General features: G+C 54.8%; 20 protein-coding genes and 1 tRNA gene. 16 read left to right on the top strand and 5 right to left on the bottom strand.

The window, feature by feature from the left end:
• Positions 1-97: 97 nt before the first annotated feature.
• Both JMJ04_RS09245 and JMJ04_RS09240 read right to left on the bottom strand, forming a co-directional pair.
• A complete protein-coding gene (locus JMJ04_RS09245) occupies positions 98-1,396 on the bottom strand; it encodes an RNA-guided endonuclease InsQ/TnpB family protein (protein ID WP_201369097.1) in 1,299 nt (432 codons plus the stop codon).
• Positions 1,383-1,970, bottom strand: a complete 588-nt coding sequence (locus JMJ04_RS09240; protein WP_201370004.1) for an IS607 family transposase — start codon at positions 1,968-1,970, stop codon at positions 1,383-1,385. The genes JMJ04_RS09245 and JMJ04_RS09240 overlap by 14 nt, the downstream gene beginning before the upstream one ends.
• Positions 1,971-2,449: 479 nt before the next feature.
• Here JMJ04_RS09240 and JMJ04_RS09235 point away from each other — a divergent pair.
• The 8 genes from JMJ04_RS09235 to JMJ04_RS09200 all read left to right on the top strand — a co-directional run bounded on the left by JMJ04_RS09235 (position 2,450) and on the right by JMJ04_RS09200 (position 10,729).
• Positions 2,450-2,524: transfer RNA gene (locus JMJ04_RS09235), tRNA-Asn, on the top strand.
• Positions 2,525-2,913: 389 nt separating this feature from the next.
• Positions 2,914-4,071 carry a sensor histidine kinase gene (locus JMJ04_RS09230; protein ID WP_201370241.1) on the top strand — a complete coding sequence of 386 codons (1,158 nt, stop codon included), beginning with the start codon at positions 2,914-2,916 and terminating at the stop codon, positions 4,069-4,071.
• A 164-nt stretch (positions 4,072-4,235) separates the two neighbouring features.
• Entirely contained in the window at positions 4,236-5,045 is an 810-nt protein-coding gene (locus tag JMJ04_RS09225) for a hypothetical protein (protein ID WP_201370240.1), read from the top strand.
• 352 nt (positions 5,046-5,397) lie between these two features.
• The gene (locus tag JMJ04_RS09220) at positions 5,398-5,796 is read left to right on the top strand and encodes a response regulator transcription factor (protein WP_007913149.1); all 399 of its coding nucleotides are present in this window, start codon (positions 5,398-5,400) and stop codon (positions 5,794-5,796) included.
• Positions 5,797-5,849: 53 nt separating this feature from the next.
• Positions 5,850-6,470, top strand: a complete 621-nt coding sequence (locus JMJ04_RS09215) for a chemotaxis protein CheW (protein WP_201370239.1) — start codon at positions 5,850-5,852, stop codon at positions 6,468-6,470.
• Between the two features lie 172 nt (positions 6,471-6,642).
• Positions 6,643-9,198 (top strand): ATP-binding response regulator, encoded by a 2,556-nt coding sequence (locus tag JMJ04_RS09210; protein WP_201370238.1) that lies wholly within the window; start codon positions 6,643-6,645, stop codon positions 9,196-9,198.
• A gap of 74 nt (positions 9,199-9,272) precedes the next feature.
• The gene (locus JMJ04_RS09205; protein ID WP_201370237.1) at positions 9,273-10,175 is read left to right on the top strand and encodes a phytanoyl-CoA dioxygenase family protein; all 903 of its coding nucleotides are present in this window, start codon (positions 9,273-9,275) and stop codon (positions 10,173-10,175) included.
• A 188-nt stretch (positions 10,176-10,363) separates the two neighbouring features.
• Complete coding sequence (locus JMJ04_RS09200; RefSeq protein WP_201370236.1) at positions 10,364-10,729, top strand: hypothetical protein; 366 nt, start codon at positions 10,364-10,366, stop codon at positions 10,727-10,729.
• Between the two features lie 86 nt (positions 10,730-10,815).
• Here the strand turns inward: JMJ04_RS09200 and def are convergent, their stop codons facing one another.
• Positions 10,816-11,325 carry a peptide deformylase gene (gene def / locus JMJ04_RS09195; protein ID WP_201370235.1) on the bottom strand — a complete coding sequence of 170 codons (510 nt, stop codon included), beginning with the start codon at positions 11,323-11,325 and terminating at the stop codon, positions 10,816-10,818.
• Between the two features lie 127 nt (positions 11,326-11,452).
• On the opposite strand from def, the gene tilS reads away from it, so the two are divergent.
• The 3 genes from tilS (at position 11,453) to JMJ04_RS09180 (ending at position 14,954) form a co-directional block, all read left to right on the top strand.
• Positions 11,453-12,949, top strand: a complete 1,497-nt coding sequence (tilS, locus tag JMJ04_RS09190) for a tRNA lysidine(34) synthetase TilS (RefSeq protein ID WP_201370234.1) — start codon at positions 11,453-11,455, stop codon at positions 12,947-12,949.
• 212 nt (positions 12,950-13,161) lie between these two features.
• Positions 13,162-13,749, top strand: a complete 588-nt coding sequence (gene hpt, locus JMJ04_RS09185; protein ID WP_201370233.1) for a hypoxanthine phosphoribosyltransferase — start codon at positions 13,162-13,164, stop codon at positions 13,747-13,749.
• Between the two features lie 194 nt (positions 13,750-13,943).
• The gene (locus JMJ04_RS09180) at positions 13,944-14,954 is read left to right on the top strand and encodes an NAD(P)H-dependent glycerol-3-phosphate dehydrogenase (RefSeq protein WP_201370232.1); all 1,011 of its coding nucleotides are present in this window, start codon (positions 13,944-13,946) and stop codon (positions 14,952-14,954) included.
• Positions 14,955-15,027: 73 nt separating this feature from the next.
• Here the strand turns inward: JMJ04_RS09180 and JMJ04_RS09175 are convergent, their stop codons facing one another.
• Positions 15,028-16,566, bottom strand: a complete 1,539-nt coding sequence (locus tag JMJ04_RS09175) for a WD40 repeat domain-containing protein (RefSeq protein WP_201370231.1) — start codon at positions 16,564-16,566, stop codon at positions 15,028-15,030.
• A complete protein-coding gene (locus JMJ04_RS09170; protein ID WP_201370230.1) occupies positions 16,566-17,111 on the bottom strand; it encodes an RNA polymerase sigma factor in 546 nt (181 codons plus the stop codon). The genes JMJ04_RS09175 and JMJ04_RS09170 overlap by 1 nt, the downstream gene beginning before the upstream one ends.
• A 349-nt stretch (positions 17,112-17,460) precedes the next feature.
• Between JMJ04_RS09170 and JMJ04_RS09165 the strand changes: the two genes are divergently transcribed.
• From JMJ04_RS09165 to purF, 5 genes are all read left to right on the top strand, one after another.
• The gene (locus JMJ04_RS09165; RefSeq protein WP_201370229.1) at positions 17,461-18,888 is read left to right on the top strand and encodes an N-acetylmuramoyl-L-alanine amidase; all 1,428 of its coding nucleotides are present in this window, start codon (positions 17,461-17,463) and stop codon (positions 18,886-18,888) included.
• A 564-nt stretch (positions 18,889-19,452) separates the two neighbouring features.
• A complete protein-coding gene (gene purL / locus JMJ04_RS09160) occupies positions 19,453-22,473 on the top strand; it encodes a phosphoribosylformylglycinamidine synthase subunit PurL (protein ID WP_201370228.1) in 3,021 nt (1,006 codons plus the stop codon).
• The gene (gene purM, locus JMJ04_RS09155; RefSeq protein ID WP_201370227.1) at positions 22,470-24,407 is read left to right on the top strand and encodes a phosphoribosylformylglycinamidine cyclo-ligase; all 1,938 of its coding nucleotides are present in this window, start codon (positions 22,470-22,472) and stop codon (positions 24,405-24,407) included. Before purL ends, purM begins: the two co-directional genes overlap by 4 nt.
• A 125-nt stretch (positions 24,408-24,532) precedes the next feature.
• Positions 24,533-25,291 (top strand): phosphoribosylaminoimidazolesuccinocarboxamide synthase, encoded by a 759-nt coding sequence (locus JMJ04_RS09150; RefSeq protein WP_201370226.1) that lies wholly within the window; start codon positions 24,533-24,535, stop codon positions 25,289-25,291.
• A gap of 31 nt (positions 25,292-25,322) precedes the next feature.
• The gene (gene purF / locus JMJ04_RS09145; protein ID WP_201370225.1) at positions 25,323-26,828 is read left to right on the top strand and encodes an amidophosphoribosyltransferase; all 1,506 of its coding nucleotides are present in this window, start codon (positions 25,323-25,325) and stop codon (positions 26,826-26,828) included.
• Positions 26,829-26,833: the final 5 nt, after the last annotated feature.

Raw genomic sequence — 26,833 nt, 5'->3', positions numbered from 1 at the left:
GGAGCCAACGATTTCCTAAAGGACCGATGAGGTGTATTGCCTGGTTAGAAGCCCATATTGTAATGGAATCATTCATGCTTGTATAGTTCCGTCGTGACTAGCGAATCCTGACAGAGGCCAGGATTTTCTCGCGAGCGGGTTTGTGAGGGAATGACAGCCTCACGGGATGGACTACCGGCAGATGAACCCTGCGCTCCCCATCCTCTACTCCCTCCGACCCGAAGGCATCAGGAGCTGCTTTTCTGATGATGTTATAGGACCCGTTGCAATCGGCGTGAATGAGTTGGCCATTGGATGCCCGATAGAGCCTCCGTGTGATCCGTTTGCCGCTGAAAACAGGCGCATGCTCCTGGCTTTGCTGGTAGATCGGCAAAGGATCGCGATCCAGGAAACTGGCCTTGCTGGTGTAGCTTTCTTCGGTGAGGATCACCTGGATGCCTTTTTGCTCAGCTTTGTAGGTGAGCATCTGGATGAACTGGGCATGAGGCACCTGAACAAAGTTCTGATTTGTCCGTTTCCCCAGGTTGATCTCCTGTTTCCAGCCCACGTTGCGACCAATCACGAGCGTTCCGATCCCCTCAGCCACCAGCACATCAATCACAAAACGCGAGATGGTGTGCAGATCATGCTCAATCCGCCGATTGCGCCAGAGAGTCAAGCGCTCCATGCGCCGGGTGTTTCCAGGACGACCAAGAGCTTGTTGGAGTTCTGCTCGCCGCTTGTTGTAGAACTGATTCGTACTTTTCAGACCGCGCCCGTTAACGACGACCGGGACAAAACCCGGTTTATTTGAAGTTAGTGCGATCAGATTTTCCAGACCAGGATCGATGCCAGCGATGAGCGCGGGATCGACGGCGGAGCGGCTCGGCTCCTGTTCATAAATGATCTCAACGACGACAAAACCGTGTTTGGGAACCACACGGACCTGAGTGATCGCCTTGGGATCTTGTTGGGTTTTGATCTGGATGCCCAGTCCCGAAGGCTGAATGAGGTGTCGTCCAAGGGTCCGTTTGCTGCGGCTTACGGCCTGCATCGTGTAGATGAGTACGTTGCGGCCTGTCGTTTTGTGCTTGTATTTGGGGAATTGGGGGCGTCGGCGAAATTTTGAGGGATCGCGCTTGTAGGCATCGAGCGCTTCAAAGAAGGATTTCCAGTTGCGTTCGAGCAGCAGCAATACCTGTTGGGCCACTTTCGCAGGCAGTGCTTTGTACGCTTCATGCGACTGCATCCGCCGATCCATTTCATTGTAGTTGAGGTGTTTTCCCTCAAAGATGAAGGCCTGACGGATCTCATACAGCGCCGTATTGTAGAGATTTTTGGAAGCAAAACAGGCCGCGTCAAGCGTGGCATAGCGTGGATCACTCCGAAGAATGATGTGCTTTTCAACCAGGTGCACGGTCGGCCTCCAATTCCTGCACAAGACGCTCTGTTTTGCGTTTGGCACGCCGTTGCCCATAGAGCCGGGCGCAGAACGAGTACACGATGCTGGTGAGGTCTGAGAGCAGGTCTTCTGTGCCATTGTCGGCCTGATTGACGACCTCGATCTCACGCCCATAGGTTTGAAGCAGGGTCTCGATGTAACGGAACCCGAAGCGGGTACCCCGGTCCTTGTGTTCAATGACGATACGGCCCACACTTGGATCGGCCAAGAGAGCCAGAAACTTCGGCCGATTGTCATTGACGCCAGAGCCAATTTCCTTGACAACTTTGCCCACTTGATAGCCACGGGCAGCGCAGTAGGCAACCAACCGCTCAGCTTGACTGTCCAGGTTGGTCTTGTTTTCTGCGGAAGACACCCGCGTGTAGACCACGGTTTGAGGCTTCGATGAGGGGACTGACACCCTGGTTGGCTCGTCGATGAGAATCGTGTGAGCCCCTACGCGCCGCCCCTGGATTTTCCCGTCCCGGAACCAACGCCAGGCTGTCTCATAGCGGACCCCTTGTTGTTTCGCGTAATCACTGAGTTTCATGCTCAAATCATACTATGCTACTCAATGATTGTCAAGAATTCGCTATACTTTCAAAGATCGGTTTCAATACCTTTCGAAAAGGTGCTCTTATACTTGGCTATAACATAAAAGTACCTGGATCAGAAACACTCTCAAACCTGATATTCTAGCATTTACACACTCGTTCTTACCTGCAAAATTGAAAGCAATGAGAAAGCTTGATGCATTGCTGTAGTCTGAAGATGAGGATGAGGGCGAAGGTCAGAATGGAAAGAAAAAAGGCCGAAAATAAAGTGTTTTTTTGCCTTTTTAGTGTCAAATTTGGTGTCATTGAGTAAAGCTCCAACCGATCGAAATGGATAGGTGCGCTCTAAAAGCGATGATAGAGTGCATCAAAAGAACAAATTTTTATGCCTGGCGGAAAATTGCTAAAAAAAGTATTGACGAAACGGAGCAGTTGGTATATACTGTCGATGTCGTTGAGAGACGAAGCAAAATCTTCCTCGATAGCTCAATGGTAGAGCAATCGGCTGTTAACCGATGGGTTGTAGGTTCGAGTCCTACTCGAGGAGCCACAAAGGTCACCACTCTGGTGACCTTTTCTTTTTGCCCTCAAACTCCTCCTCCCCACACCTTTCTCCCACCTCTATAGGTGCCAGATTTATCGCAGGAATACAGAAATAGAGGCGCACTCTCTCAAACGGAAAAACCTCTTCTGGGATAGGACGCCAGGCCATATGGTTGCTCGCCACCCTGTACTCGGGCGATAAATCGCCTTGCGCGCCGTAAACGTAGCGCCTATGGAGGTGGGAGGGGTACCACCACTCTCCCTTTGGAGGCTGTAAAAAAGAATCACACCCGCGAAAATAGTCCAGGTTTGCGTCCTACCCATAAATGCGTTTATACTAGAATGTCTGCTAGATAAGAAGACACCTAATCATGATAGTGAGGACGGCAAAAGGCTGTGACAGGCAAGATCACGATCAACTATCGCCATATGTTTACGAGCTTACTAGAGGCGGTGCCATTGGCAGCGTTTATTCTTGACCGTGACTTGAAAGTTGTACAGGTCAACGCGGCCGCGCTAAAGTTATGTGGCAAGGAACGACTGGCCCGCCACGAAACGATCAGCCACCTCTTAAATAATGAGGCTATCGCACGCCTGGCACGCGAATGCGTACAGAGCGGTACCACACAGAAGGCCAGTATTGAGCGTACGCGGAGTAACGTGACCTGGCACGTAACGGTGGCTCCCCTTGAGCACCAGAGCAAGGCACGCGCAAAATATGAGCCTGGCAGCGAGGCGCACCAGGAAGAACACGTGGCACACACCAGGGCAGAAGAGCCTGAAAGTCTGTATTTTCTCTTAAGCATCGAAGATATGGCGGAGATGCAGCGCTTAGAGAGTATTCAGCGCGAGTTCCTCGCCAATATCTCGCATGAGCTACGCACGCCACTGACTTCAGCGCTTTTACTTACCGAGACGCTTGAGGATGTGATCGAGACCGATTCTCAGCGCTCACTCCAGTTTCTCAATAAGATTGAGACCGAACTCCAATACCTTTCGAGCATGGTCGCGGAACTCTTAGAGCTATCACGCCTGGAGGCCGGACAGGTGCCCATGAACTTTGAGTTCATCGAGGCTGAGCAACTGGTGCGCGAGGTTATGGCCCGCATGCTTCCCCTGGCCCAGCGGCACCGCGTGAGTCTGCTGACAGATATTGAGCAGGGAATGACAAAAGTGCACGTGGACAGCAAATTAATCACGCGTGTCCTGTTTAATCTAGTACATAACGCCATCAAGTTTACTCCCTCAGGTGGTAAGATCACAGTGGGTACGACGAGGGCGAAAGGAGAACAGGCAAGACAGAGTTTCTTCGTGCGAGATACCGGTGTGGGGATGCGCGAGGAGGACCTGGCCCGCGTCTTTGAACGCTTCTATAAAGTAGATCGCGCCCGCGCTAAAGCCAACTTTATTGGTCCCGGTGGTGGTGGTGGTGCTGGTTTGGGTCTCGCCATTGCCCGCCAGGTGGTTGAGGCACATGGAGGTAGTATCAAGGCCGAAAGTGCAGTTGAAAAAGGTAGTATTTTTAGCTTTACTCTCCCGATTATACCTGGCTAGTAGCGTACTCAGGCAAGGTAGCGTCGGATAATTATCGCTTCACACCTTCTCTGCGTCGTCTTTACTGGTTGGTACGTTTCATAGATAACTATCAATTCTTGTTGTAAGCTTGCGATGTAGCACAAAGAGTATGCATACCACCAGGGAAGGCAGGATGAGGGGCTATGGAGCCAGAATTAGAGGCTCGTCTTAATAGTACGAGTAAGCAGCAAATGGTCCAATTACTTGAGGAACTGCTTCAAAGGCACCCAGAGTTATTAACCGAGATGGCTGCCTTGTTAAGCGGAATAGCGGAGAAGGAAGATAAAGATTTGCGGCTCGACGATTGGGATGAGGGGAATATCGAGGAAGTCGTAATTCTTCCTTCCTCGCGTCACCCGGCCGCACCTCCCATGGACCTGGAGGCGTATCGCCAGCGTGTGGAGCGCTATAGTGAGCGACTGCGCCAGCGTGAGAGCACTACCGTGATTACCACTGATTTGGAGGAGTTGTTGTTTGAGGCGGAGCAGCGTACACTGCAATATGATTACTATAATGCCCTTGGCATCTATGCGATTGTACTGGATGAACGTCTCAAGGAGCGGAATGCCACTCTGATACGTCTGCTAGATCACTCAATGGATGAAGTCATTCCCGACCTGGCGACCCTATTGAGCGAGGCCAGCAGTAGCCTGGGATATGATAGCAATGTCGCACCCCTCCTGAGCAAGGAAGAGCGCCAGCACTGGCTCACGCGCCTGGTGACATTCTGGTTGAAACGCCTGGATAATCGCGAGATTGAGGAAGATCTCTCTGAGATTCTCCTGGATATGATCTGGCAAGAAGACATACCTATACTTGTGGAGATGGTGACAAATGAGTTGCAGCGCCTGCGCAAAGGCAAGTCGTCCACTATTGTAGATCTTAACCAGCAGTATCGCCTGCGTGTCCTGGAACGATTTTTAAAAGAGCTGCCGTATACGAAACAAGAGTAATGACACGAGCATAGGATTTTTGGACTTCCGTGCTCCTGATCGAAAAGTTTAGCTCAATAGCCATTTTTTAAGCAATTTTTTACACGATACAGATTGAAACAAAGCGGGATTCTGTGGTAACATCCACTCTAAGTAACTCATCAGGGGATACTCGAAGAGAAGAGAGCATTTACGAGAGACATTTAAATAGGTGGCAAGGGAGAGATGACGTTGTCATGTGCCAGGCTGACCTGGGTTCGTTGAACGTCGAACGAGAAGGAGTCCATGATGTAGGAGGGGTGATGCTGCCTTTCCTTCTACCGGGAATGGCTCCTGGCATCACGTATTGGTGAGGAAGAAAGAGGAACTTTCTATGCGCAAGTTTATTATGGTTATCGATGACTCTGCTACTGTGCGCAAAATCATTGAGACATGTCTGGGGCGCGAGGGCTATCTGGTGCAGGGGTTTCCAGATGGCGTAGAGGCTATGCGCTGGCTCACGTTGCCCGAGGCTCAGATTCCCGACCTGATCTTATTAGATATTGGCCTGCCCAAGATGGATGGATATGAGGTTGCGCGCCGTCTCAAAGCCAGGCCTCAATTTGCGCATACCGTGATTGTGATGCTCTCGCGGCGTGATGGCGTTATTGATCGCCTCAAAGGACGCCTGGCGGGCGCGAAAGATTACATACCCAAGCCCTTTAAGACCCAGGAAATTATCGCGGTAATCGATTCCCATCTTAGGGCACCGGCCTCGTCAGCTTCAAATTAGCGGATCATAAACGTCCAGGATCAGCCGATGAAGAAGGGATGCACAGGGCGAAAATGAACGAGTCATTTAATCAGGGAATGCCCATGCGACCGGAGGCAGCAGTGGATGGTGAGCATCAGCCACTTATTCTTCCGTCCCATACCCTGGAGCAGTTGAGTGATGATGAGTTCTGGTCGTTGGCTCACTCAATGGCTGAGACGTTCGCCACACCTGCTACAGGTTTACATGAGCAATACCTTGAATGCCATTTGCGTCAGGGGCGCTGCATTTTGCCACTGGAGATGCTGCTCGAGGTGATCTCGTCTCCCTATCACTTCTCTATTTTTCCTACCTCTCCTCCTTGGATGCTTGGCGTACGTGCCTGGCGTGAGGAAATTCTTCCTATTGTGGATCTTGAGGCATATCTCACACAGTCTGTCGCTGACCGTGAAGCTGCTTCTCGAGGCGTGGGTCTGCTCCTCATCGCGGGTCACGAGGGCGTTGTCCTGGGCCTTTATGTGATGGATGCGATCCCCATTCACCTCCCGCAGGAGACATTCCAGGCCTTAAATTCTCCTGCCTCATCCTCGCCCCACTTGCCTAATGGCGTGATAAAGGGTAAAGTAGAGCCAGAAACGCCGCTACTTGATAGTGACCTTCTCTTTCAGCATATTATTCAATCGCTAACCATGTAGGGTCCATGCTGGCATGGACTTCGAGCGAAGCGATCTTGCCAGCGGCTGAATCTTAGCTTGTGGGCGCAAGAGTCCATGCCAGCATGGACCCTACACCCATTTTTTAGCAAACACACTATTTTGCTGTCTATAGTGGCTCTCTTTACAAGAAGTAGCATGAAAACATCCAATTATGGAGAATGACAAGCACCCCTTGCCCCGGCAAGATGAAGATATCGAGAACTCCTTCGATTTTACTCACGAGCAGGAACTTACGCCTGAGGATCTGGCTATTATTAAGGCTTTTGAGGAGATGGATGACTCGCCCTGGCAGCAGGATAGCGAGCCAGGGTTGTTTACGCTTCCCACGCTCTCCTCTCCTATTGAAGACACCCTCGACGATATGCTCGTTATTTTTGTGGATGAAGTCGAGGAAGATATCGCGCGTATACGCCGGGCGCTGAACCAATTGGAGCAGCAGGATGGCACCTCTATCGATAGCGCTCGCCTGGTAACGGTCAAGCGAGCCGCTCACAAGATTCGCGGTTCGGCGGGTATGGTTGAATGCAGCAATCTCTCAACTATCGCACACTATCTGGAAGAGATCAGCGAATATGTGCTGGCCGGGCGCGTCGAGCCATTTCTGTCTTTGAACGCCCTGGTTCGTGGCGCACATGCACTCGAAGTCACGCTTGAGGGCTTTATCCAGCAAGGGAATGAGAGCACACAGCCACGCGAGGAACTTGAGACTCTATTAAACGAACTCCATCTGCTTCCTGCCGAGCGTGAGGAGGAAGAGTTTGAAGAGAGTGACCAGGTTACATTGGCACGCGAGCTGATGCGCCAGGTAAAGCCCATGGCCTCGTATGAGATGAAAGGGAACATCCCTTCAGGTGCAATCGCTGAGGAACTGACCTCTGCGCCCTCTTCCTCGATGCGGGTTGAGCAGCGGCGCTTTGACCAGTTGCTACAACATTCCGAGAGCCTGATTGGACAACGGATGCCGCTGGAACAGGCGCAGCGCCAGGTTGAGGGCGCTATGCAGGAACTTCAGGCCGCACAGATACGCCTGCAACAACTTGAGCCCCTCTTGGCCAATGCTCTCTTGCCAGAGAAAGAGGCCCCTGCCACCAGTGAGTTTCTCTCTTCTTCGTCGCTTATTCGCCGCATCCTGCAAGAGAAACAGAGTGCAAAAGAACATTCGATTGTTCTCCAGCGCCCTAAATATATCCAGCCCATACTACGCCAATTTAAGCAACCTGGCCTCACCAGCCAGTGGCGTTTAGATGAGCTGAACATGGAACGCTATGACGAAAAAGATATGCTTCTACGCTCTTTTCGCGAGGCGGTGGCCGATGTTTCAGTGGCCTCCACACATGTCCAGAACTCGGTCGAACGCTATAACCAGGTCATTGCCGATTGCCTGAATCAGGTCATCAACGTGCGTAATGACCTGCGCCTTATGCGTCTGACGCCACTGAGCGTTATCATGCCTCGCCTGGGTGAAGCCTTCCAATGGTTTACCAGCGCCCAGGTGCAGTTTGAGGTGAAGGGTGAGACGCTTGAGGTCGACCAGGAGGTGCTAACGGTACTCACAGAGCCGCTGGTCTACTTACTACAAACCTGTGTGCGCGAGGTACTGGCGGAGAGCGAAGAGGCCGGGACCAGGCGCGAGGGGGAAAAGTGTCGTGTCTGGCTCCACGCCTCCCAGGAGGGAAGCGAACTGGAGCTTGAGATTGGTTTCTCTACGGCCTTGCCCGGTGGCGTGCTAACGCTCATCCACGAGCCAGTGCAGCGGCTCAATGGCAAAGTCACCCTTGAGCGTAACGCTCAGGGAGGTGTGAGCTTCCATCTCTATCTTCCAACCTCGCGTGGCTCTACCCATTGCCTCCTGCTACGTTGTGGCGGCGAGAAAGTTGTCGTGCCGTTCTCCCAGGTGCAGCGCCTAGGCGATAGTACTCGTGAGCAGCTAGATCTGCGTTTCAATTTGAATGATCTACTGGATATGTCGCTGTCGTCTGCTCCCGAGATGGGCTCAGCGCCACAGGTAAGTGGGCAGACGCTGCTGGTGTTGCCGCGCTGGGGGACGCATCGCGAGGTTGGCATCGCCGTCGACGAGGTGATAGGCGAGGCCGAATTCGTCATTAAACCGCTTCCAGCACACCTGCGCCGCCCTGGCCTGGCAGGTACCGCCATCGATGGGCATGAGCATGTGTTACTGGTCCTGGAACTGCCAGAGCTGATTAAGATCTATACCACGCACCAGCATGAGTTGAAGGAGCACGAGGAGAGTCCATACGTGCCGCAAGGAGCACATTCCGGCCAGGCTCAGGCCCCACGTATTCTGATCGCGGACGACTCGGTCTCGATGCGTCTCTCCTTGCGTCAGACCTTGAACCATGCCCATTATAATGTCATGGAAGCCAGCGATGGTCTGGAGGCCCTTGAACTCTTACAGGTTCACGTCCCAGACGTGTTGCTGCTCGACATCGAGATGCCCAATCTCAATGGCTATGATCTGCTGAATTTGATGCGCCTGCGCCCCGAACTATCGACCGTCAAGACAATCATGCTGACCTCGCGCTCCTCCGAGAAACACATGAAGCATGCTATGGAACTGGGCGCCTTCGGCTACCTCACTAAGCCCTGCCCCCTGGAACTGCTGCTTGAGAAGGTGCAGCAAGCTCTTAAGAAGTCGGTAGGGACCTCCACGATGAATCAGGAGGCTAGCGCGTCCGAAGGCGATTAATCACACTTCCGCGTTAGCCAAAAACGTTACATGATGTCATTTTGACTGCGAAAAGACGAAAAAGGAGTGGGCAAGTGACAACAATATCGCAACCATTGGTGAGCAATGGGTATACGCTCTCAACTGTTCCCGAGCGCCTGGGTTGGCTGACGCCGACTGATCCACACCTTCCGCTGAAAAAGCTGCACGAGATCTATGCAGAGCAGGGGTATATCTGGTTCAAGGGCTTTCTCGATCGTGCGGAGATTTTAGCCTTCCGCCGCCACTATTTTACCCAGTTTCAGACCTGTGGTTTGCTTGCTAAGGGCAGCGATCCCGTGGAGGGGCTCTATAGTGGTGGGCCAGTGGATCGTGCGTGTGTGAGCCAGCTTTTCAATGAGGCAGTACGCTGGCACGAGTATGAAGCGTTATGCAAGACACCGCATCTCTGGCAGTTTTACACCTCTTTCCTGGAGGCGGAGCCGCATCTCTTGCAGCGGCGCCTGATTCGCCATAACGTTCCCGGAGAAAAGAACTGTACCGCCGCCCACTATGACCTTATTTATCTGCGTGCAGGCACTAACCGGCTCTGTAGTAGTTGGATACCGCTAGGCGATTGTCCGCCACAGATGGGAGGACTGGTCTACTTGGAGGGTTCCGACGCGCTTGGACGCAAGATGGAGGCCGAGTTTAGCGCGAAAAATGCCGAACTGCCTTTTGCAGAGCGCATCAGCGCCTATAACAAGAACATGCGCAAGGGGGGATGGATCAGCGCCAATTTGCCTGAAATGGCTGAGAAATTTAATACGCGCTGGCTGGCCGCCAACTATGAGGCTGGCGATATGGTGATGCATAGCCCCTATATGCTCCACGCGGCAACCGTGAACAACGATGCTCATGGACGCATCCGCCTCTCTACAGATATCCGCTTCCAGCGTCTCCAAGACCAGGTTGATCCCCGCTGGAACAACGACTGGTCAAATACAGACGGCCTCTAATCCTTCGCGCCTGTGGCGCTCATGGGTAAGGTGTGTGTGTACACACACCTTACCCATGACGGGCGTAGCGAGCCGAGGCAAAAACTGGTAAGGCCTGGTAGGCGCAAAGGCTTCCTTGATTTCTACCTGTGCCAAAGGTATAATTAACGGAAAGTCTTATTGGTAGTTATTATGTATGGAGATGTCTCTTGAGTAATCATTCTTCCTCCCACTATAGCAGTGGGGCGGCGAGCAATGGCCACAGCTTTCGCCGTGAGCGTACCGGGCATCTCACCGGGCAGCTCCAATCTTCCGTGTCGTTGACGCCGGAGAAGGGATACTATAGTGGCCAGTCATTTGATTTTGATCAGATGATTCAGTCTCTCCACGAGCTGTTTGAGCATGATCGCCAGATCGCCAGCCAGTCCGATGCGACGCGTTGCGGCATCTGCTATCTTCATTTTTCCGTGGGTGAACTCCATTACCGCGAAGAAGGTTTTTATGTCTGCCAGAATTGCGCACAGGGGCTGGGTAAGCATGGCCTGCCTATGGTACGCAAACAGCAGAAGCTATAAATTAAACTTTTGGATAAATGATATGAGGCTGGCTGAACCTCCGCAGGAAGTTCAGCCAGCCTCATATCATTTATCCAATGAACTCTTTATTCGATAATGGCGGCTTCTTCGGCCTCTTCATACTCCTCTGGCTGGACTTCGAGGAGGTCATCCGGGCTATCCAGGCGGTCCAGGAAGAGAATGCCATCCAGGTGGTCGATCTCATGCTGGAGGATGCGCGCGAACCAGCCCTCGGCATTGACACGAACGGGCTTGCCTTTGGCGTCAACACCCTTGACGACGATTTTTGCCGCGCGGCGAATATTGTTTCCTACATAGCCAGGGATGCTCAAGCACCCTTCCTGGCCGCGCTCCTCGCCCTCGGCCTTAACAATCTCGGGATTGAAGATTGCGACCCTGCGGCCCTCGTACTCAGCGACGAAGACGCGGATCGAGAGCGCGATCTGGGGGGCTGCTAATCCGACCCCGTTGCTCGCGTGCATCGTCTCAAACATATCATCGACGAGCTTCTGGAGCGAGGCATCGAAGCGATGCACCTTCTTGGCCTTCTGGCGCAAAATTGGATTTTCAGATGTAATAATTTGACGCATAGCCATTGGATATTCTCATCCCCTGCACTGCAACTAATGCACTCCGGGCAGAGGGCCCCCTTGTGAGTAACCATACACTGCCACTATAATTGGCCTATATAGTATCATATGAAAGGTCGCAGGCGCAATCTTTATGTCAGCACAGGAGAGATCAGAGGCGCGAGTCGCATCTATGAGAGATGCGCTGGCCGCGTTTATCGATCAGCAACGGCTCCTACCAGCCTCGGGCGGCAGGTTAGTTGTCGCGGTCTCAGGCGGGGCCGACTCGCTCTGCCTGCTCCACCTCTTGCGGAGCCTGTGTGGACCCGGCAAGCGTTATCCCACCCTCCAACTGCATGTCGCGCACCTCAATCATCGCCTCCGTGAGCCAGTGAGCAGTCAAGATGCCCTGGCAGTGGCTGATCTGGCGCGCGCCTTGGGGCTTCCCGTAACTCTTGGAGATGAGGATGTCCAGGCACTGGCAAAGCGTGAGCACCTCTCGTTGGAGGAGGCAGCGCGTGAGGCACGTTATCGCTTCCTACGCCGGGTCGCGGCTGGCGATCCTATCGCGGTCGCTCACCACCAGGACGATCAGGTGGAGACGCTCGTGCTCCACTGGATACGCGGCGGTGGCATCGCCAGCATGAACGGTTTGCAGCCGCGCCAGCAGGATATAATCCGCCCCCTGCTCATCTTCACACGCGCGGATACACTGGCCTACTGCTCTCAGCATGGCCTGACCCCCCTCGAAGATGTCAGCAATGTCGATCTCCGCTACCAGCGCAACCGCATTCGCCATGAACTCCTCCCCCTCCTGGAACAACTCAATCCCAATATTCGTGCCACGCTCCTGCGCAGCTCAGAGGTCGTGCAGGTAGACGCGGCCTGGATCGAGGCGCAGGTCGATCAGCACTGGTCAGCCGTCGTCTCGCATGAAGAGACTGAGACTATCGCCCTGTGCCGCTCTGCGCTACTAGCTTTACCCTTAAGCCTGCAACGCCACCTCTGGCGCCGGGCCAGTGCCAGCTTATGCGCGGGCCAGTCGCCGCTTGAATTGCGCCACTATACGCTGATCGAGCAGGCTCTAAGCCAGGAGACAGGCGAGGCACTCATGCTTCACCTGCCGGGTCAGCTACATTTCTGGCGCCAGGGTGAGCAGGTGCTGCTCAAGCGTGTGACAGAAGAGCAACAACCGGCCCAGATCGTTCAGAATAACGTCGAGCTTATCTTTCCAGTGCCGGGCGAGGTGGCGGTGCCCGGTACTCCATGGCTGGTACGCGCTGAATTTGTGGCCGAGGAAGAAGAGGCCGAGATACTGGAGAGCTTGCGTACGAAAGGCATGACCCAAACCTGGCACAAACTTGCATCCAACAGATATTCTGTATATATTGATCGAATACATCTCGACTCAGTTCTCCGTGTGCGCACCAGGAGGGCGGGAGACCGTATTCGTCCCCTGGGGATGGCGCATAGCAAAAAAGTGCAGGATATATGCGTAGACCAGCATATCCCGCGCCAGGAGCGTGATCATATTCCGCTTATCTTCTCGCGTGCGCAATGTATCTGGTTAGGAGGAGTATGTATCGATGACCGTGTCCGCCTGACAGGTGAGACCCGTCACCTGCTCCACCTCACCATGCAGCGAGTATAATAAGTAACTATTATGGATGCGATGCCAAAGGGATATCCCATATGAGGGTAGAGCATATACAACCATTGCAACCGCGATACCTTATATCAGGGTAGAGTGTGTGGGTGGGGAAATGCCTGACGGCATTTCCCCACCCACACACTCTACCCTGGCGAGCCACGTAGTGGCGAGACGTCACTCGCATTTAAGTGTTTATTAAAAGAGGAAAACAAATGCATCAAGATATTTCTGAGGTCCTTTACTCAGAAGCGCAAATTCAGGCCAAGGTTCAGGAGCTTGGTCAGCAGATTACCACTGATTACCAGGGCAAACACCTGCTGCTCCTGGGTACATTGAAGGGCGCAGTTCCTTTCATTGCCGACCTGGCCCGCGCCATCGAGCTTCCCCTGGAACTCGACTACATGGCGGTTGCCAGCTACGGCAATAGCACCCACTCCAGCGGTGTGGTCCGCATCCTCAAGGACCTGGAAGGGCCTATCGATAACAAGCATATCCTCATCATCGAGGATATCATCGACAGTGGCCTCACCCTGGCCTACCTGGTAGACGTCATTCGCCGCCGCAATCCCCTGAGTCTGCGTATCTGCACCCTACTCTATAAGGAACGCACACGCCTAAAAGAGGTCCCAGTCGACTATACCGGCTTCACCATTCCAGACAAATTTGTTGTAGGTTATGGCCTGGACTACTCCCAGTACTACCGCAACCTGCCCTATATCGGCATCCTCAAGCCCTCCGTCTATGAGGGAACGGAGCCTGAAGAGCAGCACTCCAGTCCCGCCGAAACTCAGGCGATTTAAAAAATATGCAAGGGTGAAAATATAGGTAAGGGGTCTGGTGGCGGTCGGGCTCCGCCCGACCGCCACCAGACCCCTTACCTATGTGCGCTGCAGGCGCGAAGGAAGTCTCTCCCTCTAGCAATGCGTTCTATGTTACAATGAGCCTGAATGTATAGCTAGCTAACAGACAACTTGATAGAGGAGACGAAGACGACATGGTAGCAGTAGGTGTAATCGGAAGCGGTGCCTGGGGTACAACCCTGGCTTTGTTGCTGGCAAGGAAGGGAGTTGCCACCACGCTCTGGGACCATCAGGCCGCGCGTGCGCAAGAGATGCAGTCGCAACGCGAGAACAAAATGTTCCTGCCAGGAATCACTTTCCCAGAGACGCTGCGTGTCACCGCCGAGATTGGCGAGGCTGTGCGTGAGAAAGAGCTGTTGATCCTGGTCACGCCCTCACAGCGTATGCGCGAGAACCTGCGCCTTGTCGCTCCCCACCTTTCTCCCCAGACCCTGCTGGTTAGCGCCAGCAAGGGCGTCGAGATTGAGAGCCTCAAGCGTATGAGCGAGGTGATCGCCGAGGAACTGCCTGCATCAGCCGGGCGCATCGCCGTCTTGAGCGGCCCCAACCTCTCGCCCGAGGTCGCACGCGAGAAGCCTACCGCCGCCGTCATTGCCAGCCAGAGCACCGAGGTCGCCATCGCCTGCCGTGACCTGCTGACCACGCGCCACCTGCGTATCTATACCTCAGATGATGTGGTGGGTGTTGAGCTAGGAGGCGCCTTGAAGAATATTATCGCCATCGGTGCGGGCATGACCGAGGGGCTTGAGTATGGGGATAATGCCAAGGGGGCCTTTATCACGCGTGGTGTTGCGGAGATCGCGCGCCTGGGCATTGCCGCAGGTGCTAATCCTATGACCTTCGCAGGCCTGGCTGGCATCGGCGACCTGATCGCCACCTGTGCCAGCCCCCTCAGCCGCAATCAGCGTTTGGGACGCCGCCTGGCTGCTGGCGAGACGCTGGATGACATTCTGGCCTCGACCCATTCCGTCTCGGAAGGTATTTATATAACACAGGCGGCCCTCAAACTCGCTGAGCGCTTCCACGTCGAAATGCCCATCACCTCTAAGCTTAGCCAGATCCTCTTCCAGGGCCTCGATCCCCACAAGGCTGTGCTTGAGCTGATGATGCGCGACCCCAAGGACGAGCGCGAAGGGATTATGTGAGAGAAAACATGTTGCGCCCCGGCAGCCGCAGGCTGCCGGGGCGCAACATGTTTTCTCTCAGGACAGAGGGTGATTACGCTACCCAGATCAAAAGGTTGACCGCGGTATTGGTGTTCCCATCCTGGTCTTCGACTTGTATAGTTTCAAAGCTGCTGAGGTATTTACTATCCGGCGACCAGGCTACACCATAAATGGAGTGCTTACTGGAGAAGGTGTAGAGCAGTTTCCCACTTTGCGCGCTCCAGAGCGTGGTTACCATTTTTTGGTCAGAGCCGCTCTGCGTCTCCACAGCGATACGACTACCATCTGGCGACCAGTGGACCCCGAGAATAATCCCTGCTCCTGCTTGTGCGAATTGTTTTGTTGTTTGCCCACTTAATGCATCGACAATGCGCACGTCTTTCCCACTCTCATTCTGGGCATCGACTAGCGCTAACTGTTTTCCTTTGGGCGACCACTCAAGGCTGGCGACATTGGCATACTGCTTTGCGACCTGCCATGTTTTGGTATTCCAGAGTTTGACTTCCGGCGAGATTGTGGAATCACGCATCGCTGGATTAGCGGCGGTCGCGAGATAGTTGCCATCGGGTGACCAGTGGAGGTCCACAATGTTTCCGTGGAAATCCGTGAGCTTCTTTACCTGTGAACCGTCGTTGGCGTTCCAGATTGTAACCAGGTTGGTTGCAGGTTGAATCAGCGCGGAGGCAGCCAGGTACTTGCTATTTGGTGACCAGGTAACCGCACCAAACATCGATCCGCCGCCAGAAAACGGTTGCATGCTGCTCAGCAGTTTAGACGTGTGCGCTGTGCCAGTGGCATTCAAGGGCGAGGTACCATTTGTGTTGAGCACGACCGATGATAAGTCAAAGGTGTGTAACAAGTCTCCCGTTTTGGCATTGACGAGATCAATCTTTGCAGAGGTATCGGAATAACTATTGACGGCCAGGATATTTCCATCCGGCGACCAGCTGATATTCAATACATTGTGTTCCAGCGTAAGATGATAAATCTGGACATGTTGCCCCGTGCGTGCATCCCAACCTTCTGCTTGCCCATTGATGACTGTGGCGACCCGGCTACCATCGGGTGACCAGACTACCGCTGTACCGATACCATTGAGCTCTTTCTTATAAATGACCTGCCCCTCATGCTCTGTCGGCTTTGCTGTGGCCGTGTTAGAGCTGGCCGTCGTGGTATTCTGCTGTTTCTGGCGGGCGGCGTTCAAGACTAATATCATACTGCCGACCAGGATTGAGACTACCAGGACGGCTGCGATCGTGGTGAGCGCACGTCGGATAGGGTGTGCACGCTCGGTCGCGCGAGCTTGCTTCTTTATATCAGGCATGGCAATGAACCTTCCTTGTTCTTGCTGTTGAACGCGTTGACCACTAAAGGGGATAATTTTAGTTTGTTGTTGCGTCAGGTTTTCGTTCTCCAGAAACTTTCCCAGGACACGCTGGAGTGAGTATGCATCCTCATCCTCGTGCTTGAGCAAGTCTTGGAGATCGGAGGCCAGCCGCTTATCCCGCGATGATGTTCCACGTGCCTGTAGAAGCGTGTCTACCTGTTCGTCGACCTGCTCAGGGATGTAGAAATCTTCGTGCCTGGACATCACTTCTCACCTTCTTCTCTATACAATGTGCGCAACTGGTTCAGGGTACGCGAGATGATGGCCCTCACAGCGGCTTCACTCTTTCCCACCAGAGTAGCGATTTGTGGACTGTGCATCTCGTGGTTGAAGCGCAGGCTGAGAATCTTCCTCTGGAGAGGTGGCAATTTCTGGAGCATAGCGTGCAGTTGAGTGTATTCCTCCAGGCGCAGTAGCTCCTGTTCCGGCGCCTGCTCGTCATCGGCGAACAGATCATCTTGCAGCAGCTCTATTGACGAGGATGGTCGGCGTAGATTACGTCGATAGGCATCCACCAATTTATTGCGCGCTATTTTCCAGATCAATTGCCTTTGCTGGCTTCGTGGCAATAAGCCAAGGCGCTTTTGCTCGATAACGGCGGTAAAGACCTCCAGCAGAATATCCTCGGCATCCTCCCGGGAGGATGTTTGCCGTCGCAAAAAAGCAAAAATAGCGGGCGCATGACAGTGAAACAGCTCCTCTGCCACGGATTTGCTGGTTTCACCATCTCTTTCAACATGTTGTTGCATTTTTAACCTTCAGGCTATTTGTGTTTCCCTTAAGGGTTTCACTCCTACTATCGCTCCCTCTTTTGCGACTGTGACAACATTTACGCAAACAAAAAAAGTTTTTAGGGAAATACAATAGTTCATGCCGCACATCCATAGAAAGAAGTATGTAGATGCCGATAGTATAAATCGGCCTGAGAGGCCAGTCTACCCATAATTTGTAGGAAGTATCTCTAAACATTGTGCGCTTTGCAATTCTTTTTTCTCGGGGTATACTTTATGGCGTATCAATCATCTCTCACCTGTTGTGCGTAGCAAGTGGGCGGTAACGAGTAGGAAGTGGTTGTCAACATTTTGAAGGAGTGAGTATATGGTGGATGAAGCAGGGGCGGTGTGGATACCTTCTCCTAACTACTTCGCGAACCGCAACGGCTATACCCCTAAGTGGATTATCGTGCATGGTACTGCGGGCTTTAGTAGTGCTCGCGATGTGGGTACCTACTTCCAGACGGCCGATGTCAGCGCGAACTATGTTGTAGGCCAGGATGGCACCATCGTCCAGTGCGTCTCCGAGAAGGATGGAGCCTGGGGCAATGGCGTCATCAGTACCGGGCATGATTCCTGGTGGACCTCAAGTATTAACCCCAACTGGGTAACGATCTCCATTGAGCATGTCAAACCGCATACCGACAATTCAGATACCATCACCGATGCGCAGAAGGCGGCAAGCTTCCGCCTGATCAGCCACATCTGTGATCGACATAAAATTCCTCGGCGGCGCGCCGATGGTAATGGCGGCATTACAGGTCACTACTCAATTGATCCCGTGAACCGTAGCCGCTGTCCCGGCCCCTATCCCTGGGATGAATTGATCTCCTACCTGGGAAGTGGTGGCTCCAACAGCGGCGGCAGCAGTGGTGGCAGTGGCGGAAGTACAGGCAATGGTGCCATGATCGACCTGAATGATGAAATCGTTGCGCGCTACTTTGAGCAGGCTGGCACCGATCGCTGGCATTGCAAGGCTACGAACTACTACATCTTTGGTGGTATGCTTAACTTCTACTGTAGCTTTGGCGGGACAGGCAAGAATGGCCTAACACACCTGGGCATGCCTCTAATGAACGAATACTATCCCGATCCTAATGCTCAGTTCTCCTACCAGCGCTTTGAGCGTGGTATTCTGGCCTATGATCCCAATCATAGTTTTGATCGTCCCCCTGGCGCGGGGACAATCTACCTGATGCATATTGATAAACCGTTGCCCCAGGGAACAGGTCTGGCCCCTGGTCAGGGGCAGTCCACCCCGACGCCTCCAGCGCAGAGCCAGAACGTTCCACAGACTCCCCAAGTGCCTGCGGATACAAACAATACACCCCTTCCGCAGGATCAAAGTTATAATCAACCAGATCCGGCGAGCCAGGTGCCTGCGGATACGGATACCTATAATGCGCCGTACCAGTACTATCCACAGGGCCAGGGCTATGGTCAGCCAGATCCGGCGAGCCAGGTACCTGCAAACACCGATACCTATAATGCTCCGTATCAACCCTACTCACAGGATCAAGGCTACTACCAGCCAGGTCCAGCGAGTCAGGTACCCAACCAACCTGGATATGACCAGTCTACTTATGGCCAGCCCAACAATAATCAGCCTAACTCAGATCCATTTGGGAATGCCTTCCCTTCTCTGGAAGCGCCCCCCAAATCTTCGCTGGGCATATTGCTGGACGGAGTGGTCAAAAACAGCGGCTTTACCGACTTGATGAAGCGCATCCTAACGCGCCGCCCCAACTCATAGAGCACTTCCCAGATACCCTACTCACTTTCAGAAAGCCAGGCGATGGTGCTCCGCCTGGCTTTCCCTTTTCTATCGCTTCTTTTGGACATTTGTTTTTGTGCCTGCGGCGCTCTGGTAAGAGGGATTGGATGTGCTATGCGGGCAATCCACCTGCGTAGCACATCCAATCCCTCTTACCCAAATGCGAACCTGCGAGCCGATCTGCAAGCGCATGAATGATGTTTGTGAAGCTCTGCCTCTGGCTCCAGGTAATTTGCTAGACTCTGGCCCTTAGTGTTACAATGAATTTGTCCCACCAGATGAGGTCGCTTATAGTCATTATCTTTGTCTCCTAACACCCTGAGCGCGCCTGCCCCCGAATGGGGGAAGCGCTAGATACGCTAGTGGCTTTGTCGTGTCCCCGAATGGGAGGGTTTCGGAATAAGATCTATGGCATGGATGGGATACGTGTGACTTGTTTTGTATGCGACCTGCTACCTATCAGGAAACCCGGCGCGTGAGCGCTAGCCGCGACAGTGGTCCTGGTTTCCTCTTAAGCTATAATGCCAGCCAGGAAACAGAAACGTGACATCATTTCATATTGAAGTGCGAGCAACCGCGGAGCGCCACGATGTGCATGCCCGTCAACTTGCTCGTGACATCGCACAATTATCGATAGATTCTCTTCCATCGCTTGCTACTACCGCTGATGCCCCGCTTTACCTTCATACAGCTCAACTTTATCACCTTACTGGCTCACTCTCACCCCAGGACGTTGAGCGACTCTCCCAGGAGTTGCTTACCGACCCGGTCATCCAGGAAGCCCACCTATCGACCTATGCCGACACCGCGCATACGGTCGATGTCTTTTTTCACCCTGGTGTAACCGATACCCTGGCCGAGAGCGTCCTGGAGGGCGCACGTATGTTGGGCCTGACTGGTATTGCGCGTGTGGAGACGGGGCGACGCTATTTGCTGGATGAGCGCTTGAGCGAGGCCGAAGTACGTATCCTTGCCGACGCCCTGCTCTATAATCCCGTGATCCAGCATTATGAACTCCACCCGGCGCATGGCAATGGCTCACAGCCCGAGGCCGCAAATGCGTCTGAGGGCACGCCTATAGCCGATGTGGCAGGCTCTCAGGTGGCAATGATTCCGCTCACCCAGATGAGCGATGAGCAGTTGCTTGAGGTCAGTAAAAAAGGCCTGCTCTCGCTGAGCCTGGACGAGATGCGCGTCATTCAGCAGCATTTCCTCGAGCAGGGACGTGAGCCAACCGATATCGAGTTGGAGACCTTGGCCCAGACCTGGTCAGAGCATTGTTCGCATAAAACTTTTAAGGCGACTATTGCCTACCGCGAGCTGGATGCCCAGGGAAACGAGGTCGAGAATGAGACTATCCGTGGCCTGCTCAAGAGCTATATCATGCGTGCCACCAACGAGGTCCAGCATCCCGACCTGGTCTCAGCCTTTAGCGATAACGCGGGTATCGTGCGCTTCACCGATACACACGATATCGCCTTCAAAGTAGAGACGCACAACCACCCCTCGGCCATCGAACCCTTTGGTGGCGCGAATACGGGCGTGGGTGGTGTGATCCGTGACGTCGTTGGCGTCTCGGCGGAGCCGATTGCTTGTACCGATATCCTCTGCTTTGGCCCGCTTGAGACCGAGAGCGCCTCGTTGCCCAAAGGCATCATACCTCCACGGCGCATCGCCAGCGGTGTGGTGAATGGTGTGCGCGACTATGGCAATAAGATGGGTATCCCCACAGTCAATGGCGCGGTGCTCTACCATCCCGGCTACACCTACAACCCGCTCGTCTTCTGTGGCTGCCTGGGCATGTTGCCCCATGGTAGTCATCCCAGCAAGGTCGAGCCGGGTGATCTGGTGGTCGTCCTCGGCGGGCGTACTGGCCGCGACGGTGTGCATGGCGCGACCTTCTCCTCCGGTGAGATGAGCCACGAGATCAATACCCAGGCCGGGACGGCTGTCCAGATTGGCGCGCCCATCACCGAGAAAAAGGTGACCGACGTGATCATCCAGGCACGTGACCGTGGCCTCTATCACGCGATTACCGACTGCGGCGCGGGTGGCTTCTCCTCCGCTGTGGGCGAGATGGGTTCGAAGACCGGCGCGCGCGTCGAGCTAACCAAAGCCCCCCTCAAATATCAGGGCCTGGCGCCCTGGGAGATCTGGCTCTCCGAGGCTCAGGAGCGCATGGTGCTGGCGGTTCCCCAGGAACATTTGCAGGAATTGCTGGACATCTGTGCCATCGAAGAGGTCGAGGCCAGCATCATCGGCGAGTTTACCAGCGATCAACGCCTGACGGTGACCTATCAGGACGAGGTGATTGCCAATATCGCCATGGACTTCCTGCACGATGGCAATCCCATCAAGACGCTTGAAGCGCTGTGGGCACGACCAGAGAGCGCGACTGCTCAGCCTTCACAGTGGACAGAGGGCAATGCCGAGGCCATTACTCATTCGATTACTCCGACCCTCTTGACGCTGCTACGCCACGCGAACATTGCCTCGAAGGAGGACGTGGTGCGTCGCTATGACCACGAGGTTCAGGGCGCGACGGTGCTCAAACCCATGGTGGGACGCGCGGGCAATGGTCCAGGCGACGCCGCGGTGCTCCGGCCTATTGTCGGTGAGCCGACGAAGGCCGGAATTGTGCTCTCAAATGGCGTTAACCCGCTTTATGGCAAGGTTGACCCCTACCAGATGGCACTCAATGCCGTTGACGAGGCCCTGCGTAACCTGACCGCCGTCGGTGGCGACATCACTCGTACCTCTGTGCTGGATAACTTCTGCTGGGGCAATCCCAATGATCCCGAGCAGCTTGGGACGCTGGTGCGAGCCGTGAAGGGTTGCTATGATGCCTCGGTCGGCTTTAAAGTGCCGTTCATCTCCGGTAAAGATAGCCTGAATAACGAGTATCGCGCCGATGGCAAGCGTTTGCCCGTGATCCCGACCCTGGTGATCTCAGCGGTCGGCGTGATCGAGGACGCGAGCAAGAGCGTCGATATGTCGCTCAAGACGCCGGGCAACCTGCTCTACCTCGTTGGCGAGACGCGCAATGAGCTGGCGGGTTCGCACTATACCGAGGTCATTGACCAGGCCTCATTCAAGGCGTTTGTGCCGCATACCTCGGTGCCAACGGTGCATATTGAGCGTGCGTATACAATCATGAAGGCGCTCGGTGAAGCCATTCGCCAGGGCCTGGTGCGCGCCTGTCACGATCTCTCAGAAGGTGGCCTGGCGGTCGCGGCGGCAGAGATGTCGCTGGCGAGCCTGCTAGGTGTCAAACTGGATGTGGCGCAGGTTGGACGCGAGGGCACCGCCCTCGACGAGGTCCATCCACATGCGCGTGATATTGTGCGACTCTTTAGCGAGTCTCCTTCGCGCTTTATCGTCGAGGTTACGCCTGAGCAGTTGAGCACCTTTGAGCAGCATATGCGTGCCGCGGGTGCCGCCGAACTGGCCTACCTGGGCATGGTAACCAATACCCCACGCTTTATTGTTCAGGATGGCGACGAAGAGCTGATCAACGTCAGCGTTGAGGAACTGCAAGAGTCATGGAAGGGAGGACAGGCATGACCAGGAAACCACGCGCGCTCGTTCTTCGCGCCCCTGGCATCAACTGCGACCGGGAGATGGCGTATGCCTGTCGCCTGGTGGGCTTTGAGACGGAGTTGGTGCATATCAACCAGTTGCTGAAGAATCCCGAGGCCCTGCTTGAGTATCATTTTCTCGCTCTGCCCGGTGGTTTCTCCTATGGGGACGACCTGGGTGCGGGCACGCTGCTGGCCAAGAACCTGACCATTCACCTGGGCGATCAATTGCGCCGCTTTGTGGCCGAGGGCCGCTTGGTCCTGGGCGTCTGTAACGGCTTCCAGGTCCTGGTACGTGCAGGTCTGTTGCCTGGCGTCCTGGCAAGTGATGGCGCTGGCGACGTGGCGCGGGCATCGCTGACCGAGAATGCCCTGGCGCAGTTTGAATGTCGCTGGGTCACGCTCGTCACCCAGCCAAGCAACTGTGTTTTTACGCAGGGGATTGACAAGCCCGTCGAGTTTCCTGTGGCCCACGGCGAGGGCCAGTTTGTGTATAGCGGCGACCTGAGCGAACTGCATACCAGCGGTCAGCTTCCCCTGGTCTACGCCACGCCCGCAGGCCGCACTGGCGAGATGGTCGCGTATCCCGCCAACCCCAATGGCTCGATGGACAACATCGCGGGTGCCTGTAACGTTCAGGGCAACGTCTTTGGCCTGATGCCTCATCCAGAGCGGTTTGTGAGTGCGCTCCAGCATCCCCAGCGCCGCTCCCTCACGGGCGATATTGGCGACGGCCTGCTCATCTTCCAGAACGCCTTTAACTATGCACAGAAGCTCGTCAGCGGTGAAGGCGTGACGCCGGTGAGCCGTCCGGAGGCCTCGCCCCTGGCTTCGCAGAGTGTTGCGGGGGCTAGTAGCGCCACAAGCACAGCCCAGGCTCCCAGCGTCACGATTACTCCGCTCTCTTATGCCGAGAGCGGCGTCGATGTCACCGCGGGCGAGCAGGCCGTGCGCCTGATGAAGAAGGCGGTCCAGTCCACGCATGGACCCGAGGTGCTGGAGAGTGTCGGCGCCTTCGCGGGCGCGATGAGTCTGCACGCAGTCGATAAAATGCGTCGTCCGGCCCTGGTCTCCTCCACCGATGGTGTGGGTACCAAAACCTTAATTGCGGCCCAGGCTAAGCGCTATGACACCATCGGCTACGATATCGTGAATCACTCGGTAAATGATCTGCTGATGATGGGTGCACGTCCACTCTTCTTTATGGATTATGTCGCCGTCAATAAGCTTGACCCGGTGCAAGTCGCCAGAATCGTCCAGGGAGTGGCCGAGGCCTGTAAAGAAGCTGGCTGTGCCCTGCTCGGTGGCGAAACTGCCGAGATGCCCGACGTATATATGCCCGGCGCCTTCGACCTGGCGGGAACCATCGTTGGTATCGTAGAGCAGGACGAGATCGTCAATGGCAGCACGATCAGCGTAGGAGATTATATCCTGGGCCTACCCTCCAGCGGTCTGCACACCAATGGCTACTCGCTGGTGCGCAAGCTCTTCGCCCAGACCTCGCTCGATACCGTCTATCCCGAACTGGGGGAGCCGCTGGCGGACGCGCTCCTGCGCCCCCATCGCTGCTATTTGCGCGAGGTGCAGGAGATTCGCTCTTATCTGGCGGATCGCGGGCGCTTCATTAAGGGCATGGCACACATCACAGGCGGCGGTTTCCAGGGTAATATCTCGCGTATCCTGCCTCCTGGTATCCAGGCTGAGATCGAAACCAGCTCCTGGCAGGTGCCGCCACTCTTTCAGCTCCTGGCGCGCTTGAGCAGTCTGCCTCAAGACGAACTCTATCGAACCTTTAATATGGGTATCGGCATGATATTTGTGCTCTCACCCAAGAGCGCGCTTGAGGCGCGCAGCATCCTTCCCGAACTGGTGCAGATCGGCACCATTCGCGAGGGACAGGGTGCCGTTCTTATTCGTTAGTCCCGCTACTAGCGTACGCGCCTACTGGTGTTGCTGTGTACCTGGCGTACGTGTCTATTGGTAGACAAAGTAGGCGCGTACGCTAGTAGCGCTGTGCCCACACTTCTCTCGGAGACAAGAAACTCATGACACAACACGCGCAGTTTGGACCCTTGCTGACGGAAGGCAAGACCAAACGGATTTATAGCTATCCACAGGACGAGCAGCTGGCCTATATGGTCAGCAAGGATCAGATTACCGCGGGCGATGGTGCGCGCCGCAACGAGCTAGAGGGGAAATCGCGTTGGAGCACGGCGACAACCGCCAACGTGTTCCGCCTGTTGAACGAGGCTGGTATCAATACGCACTTCGTGAAAAAAGTTGACGAGGTCACGATGCTGGTTAAGCGCTGTGAGATGCTGCCCATTGAGCATGTACAGCGACGCCTCGCGACTGGCTCATTCTTGAAGCGCCACCCCGAAGTAAGCGAAGGCACCCGCTTTGATCCCGTCCTGATTGAGACCTTCCTGAAAGATGATGCGCGCCATGATCCGCAGATTCAGCCTGAAGAGATCATACAGCAAGGCATTGCGATGCAGGAGGAGATCGACTGGATGGCGCGCGAGGGACGGCGCGTCTTTGCAGTGCTAGAAACTGCCTGGGCCAAAATGGATGTGACCATGGTTGATCTCAAGATTGAGTTTGGTCGCGACCCTCAGGGTCAGTTATTAGTTGCCGATGTAATTGATAATGATAGTTGGCGGCTCTGGCCTGGTGGTGACAAGAATCGTATGCTCGATAAGCAGGTCTACCGCAACCTCCAGGAAGTCACCTCGGACAGTCTGCGCGAGATCGCGGATCGTTATGCCCTGGTCGCTGATCTTACGGGCAAGCTGAGTATTTAATGTGATCGTCTTACCAGAGAGGAGTTCAGCGATGGAGCGACTTCATGATGCATGCGGAGTCGTCGGAATTTACGCGCCACATGGCAAGGCAAGTCTGGATGTACGTAGTTACATTACCCTGGCTTTGACAGCCTTGCAGCACCGTGGGCAGGAGAGCGCGGGCATGGCTGTCTATGACGATGAAGGCCAGATTGTTTATCGTGTAGGCATGGGCAAGGTGCGCGAGGTATTTACCGATTCGGGGACCAGCCTGCCTTCTACCTATGCAGGCATAGGCCACGTGCGCTATTCCACCACGGGTTCAAGCTGCGTCGAGAATGCCGGACCTTTTGTCGTAGGTGATCGTGCTGGACAGTATGAATCGCTGGCCATTGCCCACAATGGTGACCTGGTAAACGGAGCTATGCTGCGTAACGCCTTCCCCGAGGACTCGTTCCGCTCGACGACGGATAGCGAAGTCATTGCCTTGATGCTCCATCATTCTGAGGGGAAAACCTTTAATGAGCGCCTGGCGGACACTTTGCAGCACCTGCGTGGCTCATTTAGCCTGGTGATCCTGGCTCAGAATAAGCTCTACGCGACGCGTGATCCCTGGGGGATGCGCCCGCTGTGCATTGGCAAGTTGGGCGATAGCTGGATTGTGGCCTCGGAATCCTGCGCGTTGGACCGTACCGGAGCCGAGTTTGTGCGTAAAGTCGAGCCAGGCGAACTGGTAACAATCGATGAGGATGGCATCCATTCGGAGATGCTCTTTGAGCTGCCCCGCCACTCGCTCTGCGTCTTCGAGTATATCTACTTCTCGGACGCGACTTCGCGTATCAACAATCGCTATACCTACGAGGTGCGCGAGGCCCTGGGACGCGAGTTGGCCTATGAGCATCCTGTAGAGGCGGACCTGGTCGTCCCTGTTCCCGATTCATCTATTCCCGCAGCCCTGGGCTATGCCGAGGCCTCCGGGATTCCCTATAGCCAGGGCATCATCAAGAATCGCTATAGCGATCGCTCATTCATCAAGCCTGACCAGCGCCTGCGCCAGCTCGAAGTAGACCTGAAATTCAACTTCGTGCGCACTAAAATCGAGGGCAAGCGCCTGATTATCGTCGACGACTCGATTGTACGCGGCAATACGCTCAAGCGCCTGGCCTCCGCGCTGCGCAACTATGGCGCGAAGGAGATACACCTGCGCATCAGCTCGCCGCCCCTGCGTCACCCCTGCTACTTCGGCATCGATATTCCGCGCGACAAAGAATTAATCGCCGCGGGTCGTACCGTGCAGGAGGTCGCGGACTACATGGGTGTCGATAGCCTGGGCTATCTTAGCCTGCCGGGCCTGGGTCGCGCTATCAACGCTGCCCATATCGATGAAACGGTTGACATTGATCCTCGTCAGGTGGACGATCCACGCGCACTGAAAATGCTGCATCAAGAATTTTGTTATGGGTGTATGGAGATGCAGGGCTGGCCCTTTGACCCCCAGGTCGAGTCTCAGCATGGTCCCAGGCGTGTGCCCGTCATTCCTCGTGGCGTGCTCTCATAACAAAA

It is taken from the genome of Ktedonobacter robiniae (genome assembly GCF_016587375.1).
GTDB classification, from domain to species: domain Bacteria; phylum Chloroflexota; class Ktedonobacteria; order Ktedonobacterales; family Ktedonobacteraceae; genus Ktedonobacter; species Ktedonobacter robiniae.
Note: the sequence above shows the minus strand (reverse complement) of the source record. Positions and strands in the feature narration are given on the sequence as shown.